17 protein-coding genes are annotated in these 15,158 nt (G+C 63.2%); 5 read left to right on the top strand and 12 right to left on the bottom strand.

Annotated elements, in window-relative coordinates; all coding sequences use genetic code 11:
- Positions 1 to 45: 45 nt before the first annotated feature.
- The 3 genes from PSAKL28_RS23560 to PSAKL28_RS23550 form a co-directional block, all read right to left on the bottom strand.
- Positions 46 to 456 carry a response regulator gene (locus tag PSAKL28_RS23560; protein WP_038615036.1) on the bottom strand — a complete coding sequence of 137 codons (411 nt, stop codon included), beginning with the start codon at positions 454 to 456 and terminating at the stop codon, positions 46 to 48.
- 68 nt (positions 457 to 524) lie between these two features.
- The gene (locus PSAKL28_RS23555; RefSeq protein ID WP_038615033.1) at positions 525 to 1,307 is read right to left on the bottom strand and encodes a response regulator transcription factor; all 783 of its coding nucleotides are present in this window, start codon (positions 1,305 to 1,307) and stop codon (positions 525 to 527) included.
- Between the two features lie 133 nt (positions 1,308 to 1,440).
- Positions 1,441 to 1,911: a prepilin peptidase gene (locus PSAKL28_RS23550; protein WP_038615029.1), complete on the bottom strand. Its 471-nt coding sequence runs from the start codon at positions 1,909 to 1,911 to the stop codon at positions 1,441 to 1,443.
- Positions 1,912 to 1,985: 74 nt separating this feature from the next.
- On the opposite strand from PSAKL28_RS23550, the gene PSAKL28_RS27230 reads away from it, so the two are divergent.
- Together PSAKL28_RS27230 and PSAKL28_RS23545 are read left to right on the top strand one after the other, a co-directional pair.
- Complete coding sequence (locus tag PSAKL28_RS27230; RefSeq protein ID WP_371261978.1) at positions 1,986 to 2,114, top strand: hypothetical protein; 129 nt, start codon at positions 1,986 to 1,988, stop codon at positions 2,112 to 2,114.
- Positions 2,111 to 3,322 carry a PAS domain-containing protein gene (locus PSAKL28_RS23545; RefSeq protein ID WP_038616982.1) on the top strand — a complete coding sequence of 404 codons (1,212 nt, stop codon included), beginning with the start codon at positions 2,111 to 2,113 and terminating at the stop codon, positions 3,320 to 3,322. The genes PSAKL28_RS27230 and PSAKL28_RS23545 overlap by 4 nt, the downstream gene beginning before the upstream one ends.
- Positions 3,323 to 3,338: 16 nt before the next feature.
- On the opposite strand, the gene PSAKL28_RS23540 is transcribed toward PSAKL28_RS23545, so the two are convergent.
- The 6 genes from PSAKL28_RS23540 to PSAKL28_RS23515 form a co-directional block, all read right to left on the bottom strand.
- Positions 3,339 to 3,899, bottom strand: a complete 561-nt coding sequence (locus PSAKL28_RS23540) for a DUF4136 domain-containing protein (protein WP_038615026.1) — start codon at positions 3,897 to 3,899, stop codon at positions 3,339 to 3,341.
- A 19-nt stretch (positions 3,900 to 3,918) separates the two neighbouring features.
- On the bottom strand, positions 3,919 to 4,569 hold the full coding sequence (locus PSAKL28_RS23535) for a DUF4136 domain-containing protein (protein WP_038615023.1): 651 nt from the start codon (positions 4,567 to 4,569) through the stop codon (positions 3,919 to 3,921).
- A 19-nt stretch (positions 4,570 to 4,588) separates the two neighbouring features.
- Positions 4,589 to 5,338: a methyltransferase domain-containing protein gene (locus PSAKL28_RS23530; RefSeq protein WP_038615021.1), complete on the bottom strand. Its 750-nt coding sequence runs from the start codon at positions 5,336 to 5,338 to the stop codon at positions 4,589 to 4,591.
- Positions 5,335 to 5,640: a MazG-like family protein gene (locus PSAKL28_RS23525; protein WP_038615019.1), complete on the bottom strand. Its 306-nt coding sequence runs from the start codon at positions 5,638 to 5,640 to the stop codon at positions 5,335 to 5,337. Before PSAKL28_RS23525 ends, PSAKL28_RS23530 begins: the two co-directional genes overlap by 4 nt.
- A 61-nt stretch (positions 5,641 to 5,701) precedes the next feature.
- Positions 5,702 to 6,556, bottom strand: a complete 855-nt coding sequence (locus PSAKL28_RS23520) for a MaoC family dehydratase (protein ID WP_038615017.1) — start codon at positions 6,554 to 6,556, stop codon at positions 5,702 to 5,704.
- A 2-nt stretch (positions 6,557 to 6,558) separates the two neighbouring features.
- Positions 6,559 to 7,911, bottom strand: coding sequence for a 3-oxoacyl-ACP reductase (locus PSAKL28_RS23515; RefSeq protein ID WP_038615015.1), 1,353 nt, complete (start codon positions 7,909 to 7,911; stop codon positions 6,559 to 6,561).
- Between the two features lie 201 nt (positions 7,912 to 8,112).
- On the opposite strand from PSAKL28_RS23515, the gene PSAKL28_RS23510 reads away from it, so the two are divergent.
- On the top strand, positions 8,113 to 9,390 hold the full coding sequence (locus tag PSAKL28_RS23510; RefSeq protein ID WP_038615013.1) for an acetyl-CoA C-acetyltransferase: 1,278 nt from the start codon (positions 8,113 to 8,115) through the stop codon (positions 9,388 to 9,390).
- On the opposite strand, the gene PSAKL28_RS23505 is transcribed toward PSAKL28_RS23510, so the two are convergent.
- The gene (locus tag PSAKL28_RS23505; protein ID WP_038615012.1) at positions 9,377 to 10,396 is read right to left on the bottom strand and encodes a bile acid:sodium symporter family protein; all 1,020 of its coding nucleotides are present in this window, start codon (positions 10,394 to 10,396) and stop codon (positions 9,377 to 9,379) included. The two genes, PSAKL28_RS23510 and PSAKL28_RS23505, sit on opposite strands and share 14 nt — an antisense overlap.
- Before the next feature lie 87 nt (positions 10,397 to 10,483).
- Here PSAKL28_RS23505 and PSAKL28_RS23500 point away from each other — a divergent pair, with 87 nt between their 5' ends.
- Positions 10,484 to 11,272 carry an AraC family transcriptional regulator gene (locus tag PSAKL28_RS23500; protein WP_038615010.1) on the top strand — a complete coding sequence of 263 codons (789 nt, stop codon included), beginning with the start codon at positions 10,484 to 10,486 and terminating at the stop codon, positions 11,270 to 11,272.
- Between the two features lie 183 nt (positions 11,273 to 11,455).
- Entirely contained in the window at positions 11,456 to 12,349 is an 894-nt protein-coding gene (locus PSAKL28_RS23495) for a PA4780 family RIO1-like protein kinase (RefSeq protein ID WP_038615008.1), read from the top strand.
- Positions 12,350 to 12,353: 4 nt separating this feature from the next.
- Here the strand turns inward: PSAKL28_RS23495 and cueR are convergent, their stop codons facing one another.
- Positions 12,354 to 12,758, bottom strand: coding sequence for a Cu(I)-responsive transcriptional regulator (cueR, locus tag PSAKL28_RS23490; protein ID WP_038615006.1), 405 nt, complete (start codon positions 12,756 to 12,758; stop codon positions 12,354 to 12,356).
- Positions 12,755 to 15,157 (bottom strand): heavy metal translocating P-type ATPase, encoded by a 2,403-nt coding sequence (locus PSAKL28_RS23485; protein WP_038615005.1) that lies wholly within the window; start codon positions 15,155 to 15,157, stop codon positions 12,755 to 12,757. Before PSAKL28_RS23485 ends, cueR begins: the two co-directional genes overlap by 4 nt.
- Between the last annotated feature and the right edge of the window lies 1 nt (position 15,158).

Raw genomic sequence — 15,158 nt, 5'->3', positions numbered from 1 at the left:
CGCTCCCACAGGCTCCCCACTGGTGGGAGCTGGCTTGCCCCGCGATCAATCAGTTGACCCGATGCAGCGTGGCTTGGGAAAGAGGTTATCCAGGGTTTCCAGCAGACGGATGTGATAGATCGGTTTGCGAAACAGGTCCAGCACCTGCGGGCGTAGCAGGTCACTGATGTCGTCCATGTCGGCATGACTGGAGGTGGCGATCACCGGCAAGTGCTGGCGGGCAGTGTGCTCACGCAGGCGCTTGATCAGTGAAATGCCACTGTCTTCCGGCATACGCAGGTCGGTGATCACCAGGGCCATATCCGGGTGGCGGGTGAGCTGCTGCAGGGCGAGTTTTACCGAGGTGGCGGTGTGGCAGCGAAAGCCCTCGGCCTCAAGCAGTTCGGCAAGTTCCAGCAACGCCTCCTCTTCGTCATCCACCAGGAGAATCTGTTCGCGCAGAGAGGAGCTTGGCATGGTGTGTTTCCATTACAGGTCAGAGGTCAGGCCGTTCAGTTCATGAAGCCCACAGCCAGGAGACGGGCCTAGTGCGCCGTTACCCGCAGGTGCAGTGGCGAAGTGCTCGATGACAGCGCCAGCGCCAGCTGCGTACGATTGTGCATATGGGTCAGGCGCAGTACCTGGGAGACGTAGAGCTTGACGGTGTTTTCGGTGATGCCCAATTCGCAGGCGATCTGATAGTTGGTCTTGCCCTGACTGACCAGGCGCGCGACTTCCAGTTGCCGGGGTGACAGTTGTTCGAAGTTGCCTGGAAGGTTCTCGGCGACCGGCTCGCTGTCGACGTCTGTGGCGCGACGGTGTGCGCCCAGACCCCGGGCTTTTTCCAGGTCTTGGTAAAGGTCGTCGATCGAGTCGGCCAGGTACTGCAGTTTCTGGTTCAGGTTGCCCAGTCGCTGCTGGCATTGCTGTTGTTCCTGCAGTGCGGCCTCCTGGCGTTGCACGCCTTCGAGCAGTTCGTTCAGGTCCAGGGGTTTCTGGTAGTAGTCGGCAAAGCCTGCGCGCAAAGCTCTGATCACATCCTGTTTGTCGGCTCGGTCAGTGAGCATGATCGCCTCGAAAATCCGTTGTTGCCCGGCAATCACCTTCAAGGCGCCGAACAGTTCAACGCCATCGCAATCCGGCATGTGCAGATCGCACAACACCAGGCCGATCGACGGGTCGGCGGCAAAGGTTTCGATAGCCTGGTTACTGGACAGGCACGGCAGGCAACGGTAGCCGTTGCGCTCGAGAAGTTCACACAGCTCTTCGACGACCAAGGGCTGGCCATCGACGACCAACACCTTTACTTCACTGAGTATCCTGTTCACACGCTACTCCCTGCTGAGAAGCCCCTCTCTCCCGGAGCCTGGGGTCTTGCAATCGCTGGTCAACTCACTAGAAAGTAGTCGTACTTTGCGCCCATGTACAAGCCATGCACGAGCTAGAAACAGGCGTGGGCGACTAATGGATCCATACACTGGCCAGCACGAAACCCGCCAGTATGAAGGGAGCAAAGGGTTGCTTGTTTGCAGAGTCCTCAGTTAATTGCTTGATGCGGTTCTTGACCTTTTGACTCAACAGGGACCACAGCCAGCGACGGCTGGAAAGCCAGATCAGCACAGCTATTCCGGCGCCGATGAAGGTACCCAGCACATACATGCGATCGGTCGCCAGCGCCAGGGCCGCGAGTAACTTCACATCACCGGCGCCAAAGCGGCCGAGCATGTAGCCGGGCAGGGTCAGGAGCATGACGATGGCCAGTGCCCAGCCGCCTTCGCTGGCGTCGGCGCCGATCCAGGTGTGTCCGGTCATGAACAAATAGGCCAGGGCGCCGGCCGCCGCGCCGAGGGTCAGGGAGTTGGCGATCTGGCGCTCACGCATATCTTGTTCAGCGCACAAGGCAAGCCACAGCAGCAGAACAATGCTTTGCATTGGCGAAATGCATCCCTTTGTGGTGAATGATTCTATGCTGTCAGTCAGGTGTCACTGTCAGGGTAGACGCGATCATGAAAGCAAGCCTGGTCGGAAGGCAAAAAGGCGCTGCGGCGCTGGAGTTCGTTGCGGTATTCGTGATCTTTTTTGCGCTGTTCCATAGTGCGGTCAGCTACAAGACCCAAGCGAGCCGGCAACGGTGAGTTGCGTAGCACGGTTGTTCGGGCGTTTGCGTGGGCGCTCCACATCGGTCATTGCCGAGCCGCAGCCGCCGGCCAGTATGCCCGCCGTGGGGTTGCAGATATGGCTCGACGATGGTGCCAGGGTACAGCGCCTGGCCGGCCCCTTGCGTGCGGCGCTGGCGTTGCCGGCGCACAGCGAGGTGCGATTGCAGGACTATGTGCAGCCCTACAGCCTGGTGGTGCTTGAGGGAGAGCCCATGGACTGGCAGGCGCAGCCGCTGGATCTGGATTTCAAGGCGGTCGGTGGCGGTACGCTGCATACCCGAGGCTGGCTGCTGGGGCAGCCCGGCAACTGGCTGTTGCAGCTGTTCGACATCGGCGATCTGTTGCAACACCACCAGCAGTCGCTGGGCGCAGAGCGCCAACGCCACCTGATGAGCCATTTGGCCTGCGAACTGCGCAATTGCAGCATCGAGCGTCTTGGGCAAGTGGCCCAGGAGCAATTGCAATGGCTGGTCCGTCATTGGCGGGCCAGCGGTGGGCGGATCCTGCTGCCGGGGGAGCAGGGCTGGCAAACCTATGCCAGCAGCAACGCGCCACTGCATTGGCCCAGTGATGAGGCGATCGGACATCTGCTGGACCGACTGGTCCCGGGGCAGATGGTCTCAAGTACCGATCATGCAGACCTGCAAGCCCTACTGCCGCAGTTCGATACTTATCTGCTGCCCTATGCCCAGGGGCATATTGTCCAGGCCTGGCTGATCTGTGTCGGCCCGCTTGAGGCACTGGTTGCGGCGGATGCGCTCAGTGCCTGTGCCGCCTATGCCGAACCCCTGGTTGGCCGTTTGGCTGCATTCAATCTGCAGCAACACAGCGAGCGCCTGGACAGCCTGCAACTGCAGCTCGGCGCCGGGTGGTGGCAGTGGCGTTTGAACGAAGCGACGTTGCAGTTGGACCCCGGCCTGGCTGGCAGTCTGGGGATGCCGAACCAGTTGACCATCAGTCAGTGGCTGAGCCGCGTGCACCCGAGCGACCGCGAAGCGGTGCAACTGGCTCTTGGTGAGCTGCAGCGTGACGGTTGTGCCTTGCACTTGAGTCTGCGCCTGCTCGACAACAACCTGCCGGCCACTGCCCGCTGGTTTCGCTTGTGCGGGCAGGTGCGTGGCAGTGGCCAGCAACGTCGGCTGCAAGGTTTCATGCTCGATATCAGTGATATCAAGTGCCAGTAACGCTAGGTCAGCGCCTTTAGCGCGGCGGATAGTTCGACAAGGCGTTCATCACGGTTTCCTGGATTGCGTTGCTGCGCTCTTCGGGGCTTGGCGGGTAGTTGTTCATGATCTGCTCGGCACTGCCACGCCACACCAGCTTGCCATCTTTGGCGTCGAACATATCGACCTGGATGGTCGCCACCTTGTAGTCAACGCTGCGGGTTTCGTTGTACATCGGCCCGCCCCAGTAGTTACCCCAGTAGCCTCCCCAGGCACCGCCATAGTTGGTGGTGATCTGCTGCTGACGCTGCTCGACGATGAGGTAGGTCTGCACTTTCAGATCGCCCTTGCTGCTGCCCTGGGCCGGGCGCAAACCACGCTGATCAAGCTGGCCGGTAACGGCCTGGCGGATGCGCTGTTCGGTCAGGTCGCTCTTGATCCGCGGATCGTCGGGGCGGTACTGCAGTGCCGGTTCCTGCCAGACCCAGCTGCGGTAGGCGGCAAAATCGCGGCTGGCGTCGTAGTCCTGAGTGATGTTGTGGCTCTGGCAGGCACCCAGCAACACCACGAGTGAAAGTAAAGCGAGACGGCACAACATGATGGATCTCCAATTGCCTTTAGCTGGGAGGATAGCCGTTGAGGGCCTTTTTCAATGATTCGCGCAGGGCCTCCTCGCGTTCGCCCTGGGAACCCTGGCTGGCGGTCTCGGCGCTGGCGCTCCAGACGGCCTGACCGTCGCGGGCGTCATACAGGTCGACACGGACCACCATCACTTCGACTTCGTAAGTGCGCACCAGCGGAGCGCTGGCATACACCCCATAACCATTGTGGTAACGGCCGGCGCTGCCATAAGCGCCGTAGCCGCCATAGGGGTAAGCACCATAGGGATAACCTCCATAGGGGTAATAATCTTCGCGCACCTGCTGCAGGCGGCGCTCCAGTTGCACATTGGCGCTGACCAGCAGATCGCCCGCCTGGCCATTGCGTGCCGGGCGCAGGCCGCGCTGGTCGAGGGCGTTGCTGACCGCTTCGGCCAGTTGCGCAGGTTCCGCCAGGGCGCCGCCAGCCGGCAGCTGGCCGTCCTGCCAGGCCCAGCTGCGGTAGCGGCCAAAGTCCCGCGGCGGTGCAGGATAAGCACTGGCATCGAAGGTAGTGGCCGCTTGCGGCGGAGCCGGAGGCAGCGGGCGGGAGCTGGCGACATAGGGGTTGCTGCTCTGGCAGCCTGTCAGTGCCAGGCACAACAGGCCCAGGGTCAAACGGTACGGCATGTCACCCTCCCGGCGTGATTCAGCGTGGTCGACAGAGCCAGTGCAGGTAACGCCCCAACCCGGCAAAGGCGGGATGGCGCCGATGTGCCAGTTCCATTTCCAGCAGGTCGAGCAACTCGGCCCTGGCCTGGAACTCGCTTGGCATGTAATCGTGAAACACCCGTACTCCGCTTTCTGTTTCGACCTGCCACAGAGCTTCAAGTTGCACCCTGAGCGTGCGTGGATCAAGCGGTTTTTGCGGGGTCAGGCTTTGCTTTTCACCGGCCATGTCGTCGCGGCGCAGTTTGCGGAAATGGCCCTTGAGCAGGTTGCGATAGACCAGTGCATCACGGTTGTAGAACGCCAGTGACAGCAGGCCATCGCTGCGGGTCAGCTGGTGCAGTACCGGCAGGATGGTTTCCGGTTCCGCCAGCCACTCCAGCACCGCATGACACAGCACCAGGTCGTAGGGTTCGGTCAGCTGGCCGAGCAGGTCTTGCCAGGGGGCCTGGATGAACGTCGCCTGCTGCCCGGCTTCGGCAAATCGCGTGCGGGCGCCTTCGAGCATCGGCGCGGCGGGTTCGGCGAGGGTGACCTGGTGGCCGCGCTCGGCCAGCCACAAGGCCATGTGCCCCAGGCCCGCACCGATATCGAGGACGCGCAAGGGGCGCTTGGGCAGGGTCTCGGCGAGGTCGGCCTGCAGCACTGCAAGGCGGATCGCGCCTTTGGCACCGCCGTAGATTTTCTCGGCAAAGCGCGTGGCCAGGGCATCGAAATGGCGGTCTTTCATCGGGCAAACCGCCTTTCGCTGTCGGCCAGCTTGGCGCGCACCACCTGATCCATGTCCAGGCCCAGCTCGCTGCACAGCAGCAACAGGTACAGCACCACATCGCCGACCTCCTGGCCGGCGTGCTCCAGTTGCTCAGGCGTCAGCTGGCGTGACTGGTCTTCGCTCAGCCACTGGAAAATCTCCACCAGTTCGGCCATTTCAACACTGGCGGCCATGGCCAGGTTTTTCGGGCTGTGAAAGCCGCGCCAGTCGTTGTTGTCACGGATGCGGTGCAGGCGTTGGGTCAGTTCGTGCAGGTTCATCAAGGCTCTCCTCAAGCCGCATAGCTTCAGGCGGGCCGCTGTGCAACGCAAGCGCGGTGTATCAGTCCTGTGGCCGCCAGCTACCGCGCATATGTACCAGCTCGCCATGACCGTCCAGGCGTAGCTGACCCTGGGCGGCGCTGGGGCTGGCGTTGAGGAACACTTCGCTGGGCAGGCGCACCGGCTTGAGGAAGTCCACTGCAATCTCGTAACCACTGACTGGCAGGTGTCCGCGCAACGCGGCAAGGGTCATGGCTTTGCTCCACATGCCATGAGCAATGGCGCAGGGGAAGCCGAACAGCCTGGCACTGGTAGCGCTCAGGTGGATCGGGTTGTAGTCGCCGCAGACCTTGGCGTAACGGCGACCGATATCGCTGTCGGCGTACCAGCGGGTCAGTTCATCCAGGGGCTCGTTGACCTGCTCTGCAGTGGCCGGGGGTTCCCCGCTCAGTTTTACGCCGCGGCAGAGCATGCGGCTGGTTTCCGACCAGAGCAGCCCCAAGCCATCCTCAGCTTCGGTAATCATGTCGCAGGTGGCACCCTTCTCGTGTGGCTGCAGGTTCTCCACATGCACAGAGAAGAGCAGGCGGCTGATACCACCCAGCGGACGTATCACGCGGATGCTGTTGTGCAGATGGACCATGCCCAGCAAGGGGAAGGGGAACGCCTTGGCCGTCAGCACCTGCAACTGCAAGGCGAAGGCCATTACGTGCGGGAAGGTCGGCGGCAAGCGTCCATCGTCGCTGAAATGGCAGAGCTTGCGATAGGCCTCGAGCTGCTGCGGCCGAACCTCCAGGTAACAGCGCAATCCGCTGTCGGGCAAGGTGTCGCCAGTGATCTTGCGCTTGCGCGCGGCGCGCAGGTAAAGGCTGGAAAGTGCCGCTGTGCTGCTCAGGTCCTGCCAGTGTCGAGTCATGTTCAGGCCCCCATCACGGCCTGGCCGCAGACGCGCAGCACCTGGCCATTGACCGCGCCGGAGCCAGGTTGCACCAGCCAGGCGATAGCTTCGGCGACGTCCTGGGGCAGGCCGCCCTGACCCAGGGAACTCATGCGCCGTCCGGCTTCGCGCAGGGCGAAGGGAATGGCGGCGGTCATGCGGGTTTCGATAAAACCTGGGGCCACGGCGTTGATGCTGCTACCGCGCGCAGCCAGTTTCGGCGCCCAGGCCTGGGCCAGGCCGATCAGCCCGGCCTTGCTGGCGGCGTAGTTGGATTGGCCGCGGTTGCCGGCGATACCGCTGATCGAGGCCAGCAACACGATGCGCGCGTGGTCATGCAGGGCGCCGCTGTCGAACAGTGCCTGGGTCAGCAACTGCGGCGCCTTGAGATTGACTGCCAGCACTGAGTCCCAGTATTCGGGGGTCATGTTGGCGAGGGTCTTGTCGCGGGTGATGCCGGCGTTGTGCACGACGATGTCGATGCCGTCCGGAAGCCCTTCGAGCAGTTGCGCGGCGGCGTCGGCGGCGCAGATGTCCAGCGCCAGGCTGCGCCCGCCGAGGCGTGCGGCCAGGGCCTCAAGGTCTGTTCTGGCCTGGGGTACATCGAGCAGCACGACCTCGGCGCCGTCGCGGGCCAGGGTTTCGGCAATGGCCGCGCCGATGCCGCGCGCCGCCCCGGTGACCAGCGCCTTGCGTCCGGCCAACGGCCGGGTCCAGTCCTGCACCTGCGTGGCGCAGGCCTGCAGGCGCAGGACCTGGCCGGAAACGAAGGCGCTCTTGGGCGAGAGGAAAAAGCGCAAGGCGCCTTCGAGCTGGTCTTCAGCATCGTCACTGACGTACAGCAACTGCAGGGTGCCCCCGGCGCGCAGCTCCTTGGCCAGTGAACGACTGAAGCCTTCCACGGCGCGTTGGGCGACTTGCGCCAGCGGGTCATCAAGCTGCTCCGGGGCCCGCCCGAGAATCACCACATGGGCGCAGGGCGCCAGGCTGCGCAGCAGCGGCTGGAAGAACTCGCGCAGCTGCTTGAGCTGGTCAATGTCGTCCAGCTCGCTGGCGTCGAACACCACGGCCTTGAGCTTGGGGCCAAGGCCCGCGACCCATTCGCTGGCGTTCAGGTCGGGGCTGGCGAAGCTGTAGATCTCATCGGTCAGGCGTTGGGCAAACGCCTCGACTTTGTTTGCCAGGGGGCCGCCGCCGAGCAGCAACGCGCCTTCGACCGGGCGCAGACGACCGGCCTGCCAGCGTTCCAGGCGAGCAGGGCTGGGCAAACCGACGGCACCGACCAGGCGGCGGCCGAGATCGGAGTTGGCGAAGTCGATATAGCGGTCGCTCATGTGCGGCTCTCCCTGAAATAAGCTTCAAAGTGTGGACCATCTTTGGCCGTTGGTCGTTCGAACGCTGAAAAAACACCTACGCTGTTGGGGAGCAAACAGTCTTAACCCTGTGGGAGCGGGCTTGCCCCGCGATTGCAAGCCGCCAGTCACATCGCATCGCGGGGCAAGCCCGCTCCCACCGTTATGAAGAGGACGTTTCGCATGCGCTCATTGCGCCGGGTCGCAATCATTGGCGGCAACCGGATTCCCTTCGCCCGTTCCAACGGTGCCTACGCCACAGCCAGCAACCAGGCGATGCTCACGGCAGCCCTCGAAGGGCTGATCGAGCGCTTCGGGCTGCATGGCCTGCAACTGGGCGAGGTCGCCGCCGGGGCGGTGCTCAAACATTCACGGGACATGAACCTGACCCGCGAGTGCGTGCTTGGTTCGCGGCTGTCGGCGCAAACCCCGGCTTACGATCTGCAGCAGGCCTGTGGTACCGGGCTGGAAACCGCCTTGCTGGTGGCCAACAAGATCGCCCTAGGGCAGATCGACAGCGGAATTGCTGGTGGCGTCGACACCACTTCCGATGCGCCCATCGCGGTCAATGAAGGTTTGCGCCGGATTCTGCTTCAGGCCAATCGCGGCAAGACCCTGGCAGATAAACTCAAGGCGTTTCTGCAGTTGCGTCCAGGGCACCTGAAGCCGGAACTGCCACGCAATGGCGAGCCGCGCACGGGGCTGTCCATGGGGCAGCATTGCGAGCTGATGGCGCAGAGCTGGCAAATTCCCCGAGCGGATCAGGACCAGCTGGCACTACTCAGTCACCAACACATGGCAGCGGCCTATGCCGAGGGCTGGCATGACGATCTGCTCACGCCTTTCCTCGGCCTGACCCGCGACAACAACCTGCGCGCCGACCTGACCCTGGAGAAGCTCGCCAGTCTCAAGTCGGTGTTCGAGCGTAGCGACAAGGGCACCCTCACCGCCGGCAACTCCACGCCGCTCACCGATGGCGCGTCTGTGGTGTTGCTGGGCAGTGAAGAGTGGGCCCATGAACACCAGCTTGAGGTGCTTGCCTATCTGGTCGACGGCGAAACCGCTGCGGTGGACTTCGTCAAAGGCCAGGAAGGGCTGCTGATGGCACCGGTCTACGCGGTGCCACGTTTGCTGGCGCGCAATGGTCTGAGTCTGCAGGATTTCGATTACTACGAGATTCATGAAGCCTTCGCCGCCCAGGTGCTGTGCACCCTCAAGGCCTGGGAAGATCCCGATTACTGTCAGCGCCGCCTGGGGCTGAGCGAAGCGCTGGGGGCGATCGATCGCAGCAAGCTCAACGTCAAGGGCAGCTCATTGGCGGCCGGGCACCCGTTTGCCGCTACCGGTGGGCGCATCCTGGCCAACATGGCCAAACTGCTGGCCACCGCCGGCAAGGGCCGTGGCCTGATTTCGATCTGCGCCGCCGGTGGTCAGGGCGTGACGGCGATCATCGAGCGCTGAGCAATGTGCCCGCAGTGATGGGGGCCGGACGATTGGCATAGTGTTCGGCCATGATCGAGCAGACGATCAGTTGCAGCGGATGGTAGATCATGATCGGCAGCAGGATCAGGCCCAGGCCCGGATGCGCACCGAAGATCAGTGCGGCCATCGGTGCACCGGCGGCCAGGGATTTCTTGCTGGCACAGAACACCGCTGCCACTTCATCGGCCGGGCTCAAACGCAGGGTCCGGGCGGTGCGGGTGGTCAACCAGAGAATCAGCGCCAGCAACAGAGCACTGCCCAGAAACGCGGTAAGCAATACTGCACTGCCTTGCTGCTGCCACATGCCCGAGACCATCGAGTTACAGAAGGCCGCATAGACCAGCAGCAGGATCACCAGCTTGTCGAGGATGTTGGTGTAACGCTTGTGCTTGGCGAAGAAACGCCCCAGCCAGGGACGCAGCAACTGGCCGAGCACCAGCGGCAGCAACAACAGGGCGCAGAGGTCGAGCAGGGTGGCGCCGAGGTCGATGCCGTTGCTGCCGGTGCCGACCACCAGGCTGACCAGCCAGGGCGTGATGAAGATCCCGAGGACACTGGACAGGCTGGCATTGAGGATCGCTGCCGGCACATTGCCGCCAGCGCTGCCGGTCAGGGCCACCGAAGACGAGATGGTCGAGGGCAGAGCGCACAGGTAGAAAAAGCCCAGCATCAGCAGCGCCGGTACATGACTGCCAAGCAGCTTGTCCGCCAGCCACCAGAGCAGAGGGAAGACCACGAAGGTAAAACCCTGCACCATCAGATGCAGTCGGCCATTCTTCAGGCCGCGGCCAATCTGCTCGCTGGACAGGTTGATACCGTGCAGGAAGAACACCAGGAACACCCCGCCATTGATCAGGTATTCGGCATGCATTGCCCCGCCGCTGCGGCCAACATCAGGGAACCGCCAGGCCAGGAAGGTGGCGAGGAACATGCCGCAGAGGAACCAGTCGGTTAACACGCGTTTAAGGTGTTTGAGCGCTTGCATCGGCGGGCCTTCGAATCATTTTGTAATCATTGAGCGCAAAGGCTACGCTCGGCGCATGATTGCCGTCTTGCGACATAAGGCCAAGTGATGCCGATAAACGGACAACAACCTTCACCGCGTCCGATTCCTGTGCTCGAGCGCCTGCCGCGGGCGCTGTACGCGCGGGCGGAAAGTCTCGGGGCCGGCTCCTGGACACCACGTCATCAGCATGACTGGGTGCAGTTCTCCTACGCGATCAGTGGCGTGCTGGGGGTGTACACCGCCGAGGGCAGCTACTTCGCGCCGCCGCAGTGGGGCGTCTGGATTCCGCCTGGGGTTGAACATGAGGTGGTGACCTCGATGCAGGCCGAGATGCGCAGCCTGTATGTGCGCCGTGAGGAAGCTTGCTGGGCGCCGGGGCAGTGCCGGGTGCTGGAAGTGACGCCACTGGCGCGCGAGCTGATCAAGCAGTTCTGTCTGCTGCCGGTTGACTACACCGAAGGCGACAGCGCTGAGGCGCGGCTGGTGGCGGTGTTGCTGGACCAGTTGCAGGCCTTGCCGGAGGTGGGCTTTTCCTTGCCGTTGCCGCAGCATCCACGCTTGCTTGAACTGTGCAACGAATTGCTCGCCCACCCGGACCAGGGACAAACCCTGGGGCAGTGGGCGCAGCGCTTGAATACCTCGGAAAAGACCCTGATGCGCCTGTTCCAGCGCGAAACCGGCTTGAGCTTTCGTGGCTGGCGCCAGCGCATGCGCCTGCTATCGTCGCTGACAACGCTGGAGGCCGGGCAGAGCGTCACCGAAGCTGCGCTGGGCTGCGGTTATGACTCCACCTCGGCTTATATAGCGGCGTTCAAAAGCCTGTTCGGTTTCACCCCAGGGGGCATGCGACTGTAGTGCGGTAAAGAAATCTGGTGATTTTTGTGAACGATTGGGCACCAACATTTACAAAAACTATGGCAAGTCTGACCGATTGCCGTTACAACGCAGTGCGGTCTTGCTACAGCGACAATCCGGTGCAGCACCGGTGACCTACAAAAAATCCCGTGTCTGGCAGAACAGGACCCCCGACAAAAGCCGATGAAGACTCCAAAACGCATTGAACCACTGGTTGAAGATGGACTGGTCGACGAAGTACTGCGACCGTTGATGAGTGGCAAGGAGGCCGCCGTGTACGTGGTGCGCTGCGGAAAGGAATTGCGCTGTGCCAAGGTCTACAAGGAAGCCAACAAACGCAGCTTCCGCCAGGCCGCCGAATACCAGGAAGGGCGCAAGGTACGCAACAGCCGCCAGGCCCGGGCCATGGCCAAAGGTTCCAAGTACGGGCGCAAAGAGGCCGAGGACGCCTGGCAGAATGCCGAAGTGGCGGCCCTGTTCCGCTTGGCCAATGCCGGCGTGCGTGTGCCACGGCCTTACGACTTTCTCGATGGCGTGCTGCTGATGGAACTGGTGGCCGACGAGTACGGCGATGCCGCCCCACGACTCAACGATGTGTACCTGGAGCCTGAGCAAGCCCGCGAGTACCACGCGTTCGTGATCCGCCAGATTGTGCTGATGCTCTGCACCGGCCTTGTGCATGGTGACCTGTCGGAGTTCAACGTGCTGCTCGGGCCCGATGGCCCGGTGATCATCGACTTGCCACAGGCGGTGGATGCGGCAGGCAACAACCACGCCTTCAGCATGCTGGAGCGCGATGTCGGCAACATGGCGGCCTATTTCGGGCGTTTTGCTCCGGAGCTCAGGGACACCCGCTACGCCCAGGAAATGTGGGCCCTGTACCAGGCTGGCGAATTGTTGCCGGAAAGCGAGCTTACCGGTCAGTTCGCCCAGGACGAGCACAGCGCCGATATCGACGGGGTTATGCGTGAAATCGATGCCGCGCGCTTTGACGAAGCCCGTCGGCGTGCCATCAGAGAGGACGCCGAACGGGGTTCGAGCAAGGAAGAAGAGCCTACCCCACCCTGGTTGCAGTAAGCCGTCAGTGACAGCAACTGCCCCCGGCTGCCAGGTCCTTGAGGATCGGGCAGTCGGGACGATCGTCGCCCTGGCAGTGGGCAACCAGTTCGCTCAGGGTATCGCGCAGGCTCACCAGCTCTTCGATGCGCCGGTTGAGGTCATCGATATGCTGGCTGGCCAGGGCCTTGACGTCGGCGCTGGCGCGCTGGCGGTCCTGCCACAGGGTCAGCAGACGGGCGACCTCTTCCAGTGAGAAGCCCAGGTCGCGCGAGCGCTTGATGAAGGCCAGGCGATGCAAGTCTTCCTGTTGGTACAAGCGGTAACCGCTGTCGCTGCGCAGGGCCGGCTTGAGCAGACCAATCGACTCGTAGTAGCGAATCATCTTGGCGCTCAACCCGGAGCGGCGAGCGGCTTGGCCGATGTTCATTGGGCGTTGTCCTGTGGTGGGGTTTCAGGCTTCCAGGTTTTCAGCCAGAGCGCGTTGCTGACCACACTGACACTCGACAGCGCCATCGCCGCACCCGCCAGTACCGGGTTAAGCATGCCGAAAGCGGCCAGCGGAATCCCGATCAGGTTGTAGATGAAGGCCCAGAACAGGTTCTGGCGAATCTTCGCATAGGTCTTGCGGCTGATCTCCAGAGCGGCCGGCACCAGGCGCGGATCACCGCGCATCAGGGTGATACCGGCGGCCTGCATGGCCACGTCAGTGCCACCACCCATGGCGATACCGATATCGGCTGCGGCCAGGGCCGGAGCGTCGTTGATGCCGTCACCGACCATCGCCACCACACCCGACTGCTTGAGCTGCGCGACGTGGGCGGCCTTGTCGCCTGGCAGCACTTCGGCGTGCACGTCATTGATGCCCAGGGCTTGGGCGACGACCATGGCGCTGCCACGGTTGTCACCGGTCAGCAGATGGCTGCTGATGCCTTGCCCGGCCAGTTGCTGCACGGCCTGTCCGGCACCGGGCTTGAGACTGTCGCCAAAAGCGAAAAGGCCCAGCACACGCGGCTGCGGGCTGCGTTCGATCAGCCACGACAGGGTCCGGCCTTCGGCTTCCCAGTCTTTGGCACTGACTTGCAGGTCGCCCGCTTGCAGGCCGCTCTCGTCGAGCATACGACGGTTGCCCAAGGCCAGTTCGCGACCGTCCAGGCTGCCGGCGATCCCGCGTCCGGTCAGTGACTGGCTGTTGCTGATGTCGGCGACGACCAGCCCTTGTTCTGCACAGGCATCGAGTACGGCCTTGGCCAGTGGATGCTCGCTGCCGCGCTGCAGGGCGCCGGCCAGTTGCAGGAGTTGAGCCGGTTCACCGACCGCCGCCTTGCTGTGGACGATGCGCGGGCTGCCGGAAGTCAGGGTGCCGGTCTTGTCGAATACTACCCGGTTGACCGCATGGGCACGCTCCAGGGCCTCGGCGTCCTTGATCAGAATACCGTGGCGAGCGGCGACCCCGGTACCGGCCATGATCGCCGTCGGCGTGGCCAGACCAAGTGCGCAGGGACAGGCGATGACCAGCACGGCGACGGCGTTGATCAAGGCGGTTTCAATCGGTGCGCCGGCCAGCCACCAGCCGACCAGGGTAATCAGCGCCAGCACCAAGACCGCCGGGACGAACACCTGGCTGACGCGGTCCACCAGTTTCTGGATCGGTGCCTTGGCCGCTTGTGCGTCTTCGACCAGGCGGATGATGCGCGCCAGGACCGTTTCGGTACCCAGGGCCAGGGTACGCACGATCAAGCGGCCTTCGCCATTGATCGCACCACCGGTGACTTTGTCCCCCGACTGTTTCGGTACCGGCAGACTTTCGCCGCTGATCAGTGCCTCGTCAGCGTGGCTTTGTCCTTCGATGACTTCTCCATCCACCGGAAAGCGTTCGCCGGGTTTGACCACGACCAGGTCGTGCAGACGCAGTTCGCTGATCGCCACATCACGTTCCTGGCCATCGACCAGCAGCAAGGCACGCTCCGGACGCAGGGCTTCGAGGGCGCGGATAGCGCTGGCGGTCTGGCGTTTGGCGCGGCTTTCCAGGTACTTGCCGAGCAGCACCAGGGCAATCACCACGGCAGAGGCTTCGAAGTACAGGTGCGGCATCACCCCGGGGCTGGCCTGGGCCCATTCATAGATACTCAGGCCGTAACCGGCGCTGGTACCGATGGCGACCAGCAGGTCCATGTTGCCGGCGCCAGCGCGCACGGCTTTCCAGGCGGCGACATAGAAACGTGCGCCGAGAATGAACTGCACCGGGGTGGCGAGGACGAACTGCACCCAGGCCGGCAACATCCAGTGCACACCGAAAGGCTGCAACACCATCGGCAGTACCAGGGGCAGCGCCAGCAATACCGCCAGGGCCACCGACCAACGCTCCTTGCGCAGGCGGCGTTCGGCATCGGCCTGATTGACCTGGGTGCTTTGCGGCAGGCTGGCCGAGTAGCCAGCGTGGATGACGGCATCGATCAAGCGGCTGCTGTCGAGCTGGCCGAGCATCTGGATGTGCGCACGTTCGTTGGCCAGGTTGACACTGACCTGTTGTACGCCGGGCACTTTGGCCAGCGCCCGTTCGACCCTGCCCGCGCAGGAGGCGCAGGTCATGCCGCCGATTTGCAGCTCCAGGGTCTGGTTGGGCACATGGTAGCCGGCTTGTTCGACCGCCTCGACCAGGGCCGGCAGGCTATCGGCCGGCGCTTGAATGCGCGCCTGTTCGGTGGCGAGGTTGACGCTGACCTGTTCGGCGCCGCTGACTTTACGCAGGGCGCGCTCGACCCGGCCAGCACAGCTGGCGCAGGTCATGCCGACAATCGGCAGATCGAAAGTGGTAGATGCAGACATG

The sequence above is a fragment of the Pseudomonas alkylphenolica genome, from assembly GCF_000746525.1.
Taxonomy (GTDB): domain Bacteria; phylum Pseudomonadota; class Gammaproteobacteria; order Pseudomonadales; family Pseudomonadaceae; genus Aquipseudomonas; species Aquipseudomonas alkylphenolica.
The sequence above is the reverse complement of the archived record's forward strand: the minus strand, read 5'-3'. Positions and strand labels throughout refer to the sequence as shown.

Coding starts and splice junctions, on each gene's coding strand:
- PSAKL28_RS23530 (WP_038615021.1), bottom strand. CDS start 5,338: ATGAAAGACCGCCATTTCGATGCCCTGGCCACGCGCTTTGCCGAGAAA.
- PSAKL28_RS23515 (WP_038615015.1), bottom strand. CDS start 7,911: ATGAGCGACCGCTATATCGACTTCGCCAACTCCGATCTCGGCCGCCGC.
- PSAKL28_RS23510 (WP_038615013.1), top strand. CDS start 8,113: ATGCGCTCATTGCGCCGGGTCGCAATCATTGGCGGCAACCGGATTCCC.
- cueR (WP_038615006.1), bottom strand. CDS start 12,758: ATGAACATCGGCCAAGCCGCTCGCCGCTCCGGGTTGAGCGCCAAGATG.
- PSAKL28_RS23485 (WP_038615005.1), bottom strand. CDS start 15,157: ATGTCTGCATCTACCACTTTCGATCTGCCGATTGTCGGCATGACCTGC.
- PSAKL28_RS27230 (WP_371261978.1), top strand. CDS start 1,986: ATGAAAGCAAGCCTGGTCGGAAGGCAAAAAGGCGCTGCGGCGCTGGAG.
- PSAKL28_RS23550 (WP_038615029.1), bottom strand. CDS start 1,911: ATGCAAAGCATTGTTCTGCTGCTGTGGCTTGCCTTGTGCGCTGAACAA.
- PSAKL28_RS23535 (WP_038615023.1), bottom strand. CDS start 4,569: ATGCCGTACCGTTTGACCCTGGGCCTGTTGTGCCTGGCACTGACAGGC.
- PSAKL28_RS23500 (WP_038615010.1), top strand. CDS start 10,484: ATGCCGATAAACGGACAACAACCTTCACCGCGTCCGATTCCTGTGCTC.
- PSAKL28_RS23525 (WP_038615019.1), bottom strand. CDS start 5,640: ATGAACCTGCACGAACTGACCCAACGCCTGCACCGCATCCGTGACAAC.
- PSAKL28_RS23520 (WP_038615017.1), bottom strand. CDS start 6,556: ATGACTCGACACTGGCAGGACCTGAGCAGCACAGCGGCACTTTCCAGC.
- PSAKL28_RS23495 (WP_038615008.1), top strand. CDS start 11,456: ATGAAGACTCCAAAACGCATTGAACCACTGGTTGAAGATGGACTGGTC.
- PSAKL28_RS23560 (WP_038615036.1), bottom strand. CDS start 456: ATGCCAAGCTCCTCTCTGCGCGAACAGATTCTCCTGGTGGATGACGAA.
- PSAKL28_RS23505 (WP_038615012.1), bottom strand. CDS start 10,396: ATGCAAGCGCTCAAACACCTTAAACGCGTGTTAACCGACTGGTTCCTC.
- PSAKL28_RS23540 (WP_038615026.1), bottom strand. CDS start 3,899: ATGTTGTGCCGTCTCGCTTTACTTTCACTCGTGGTGTTGCTGGGTGCC.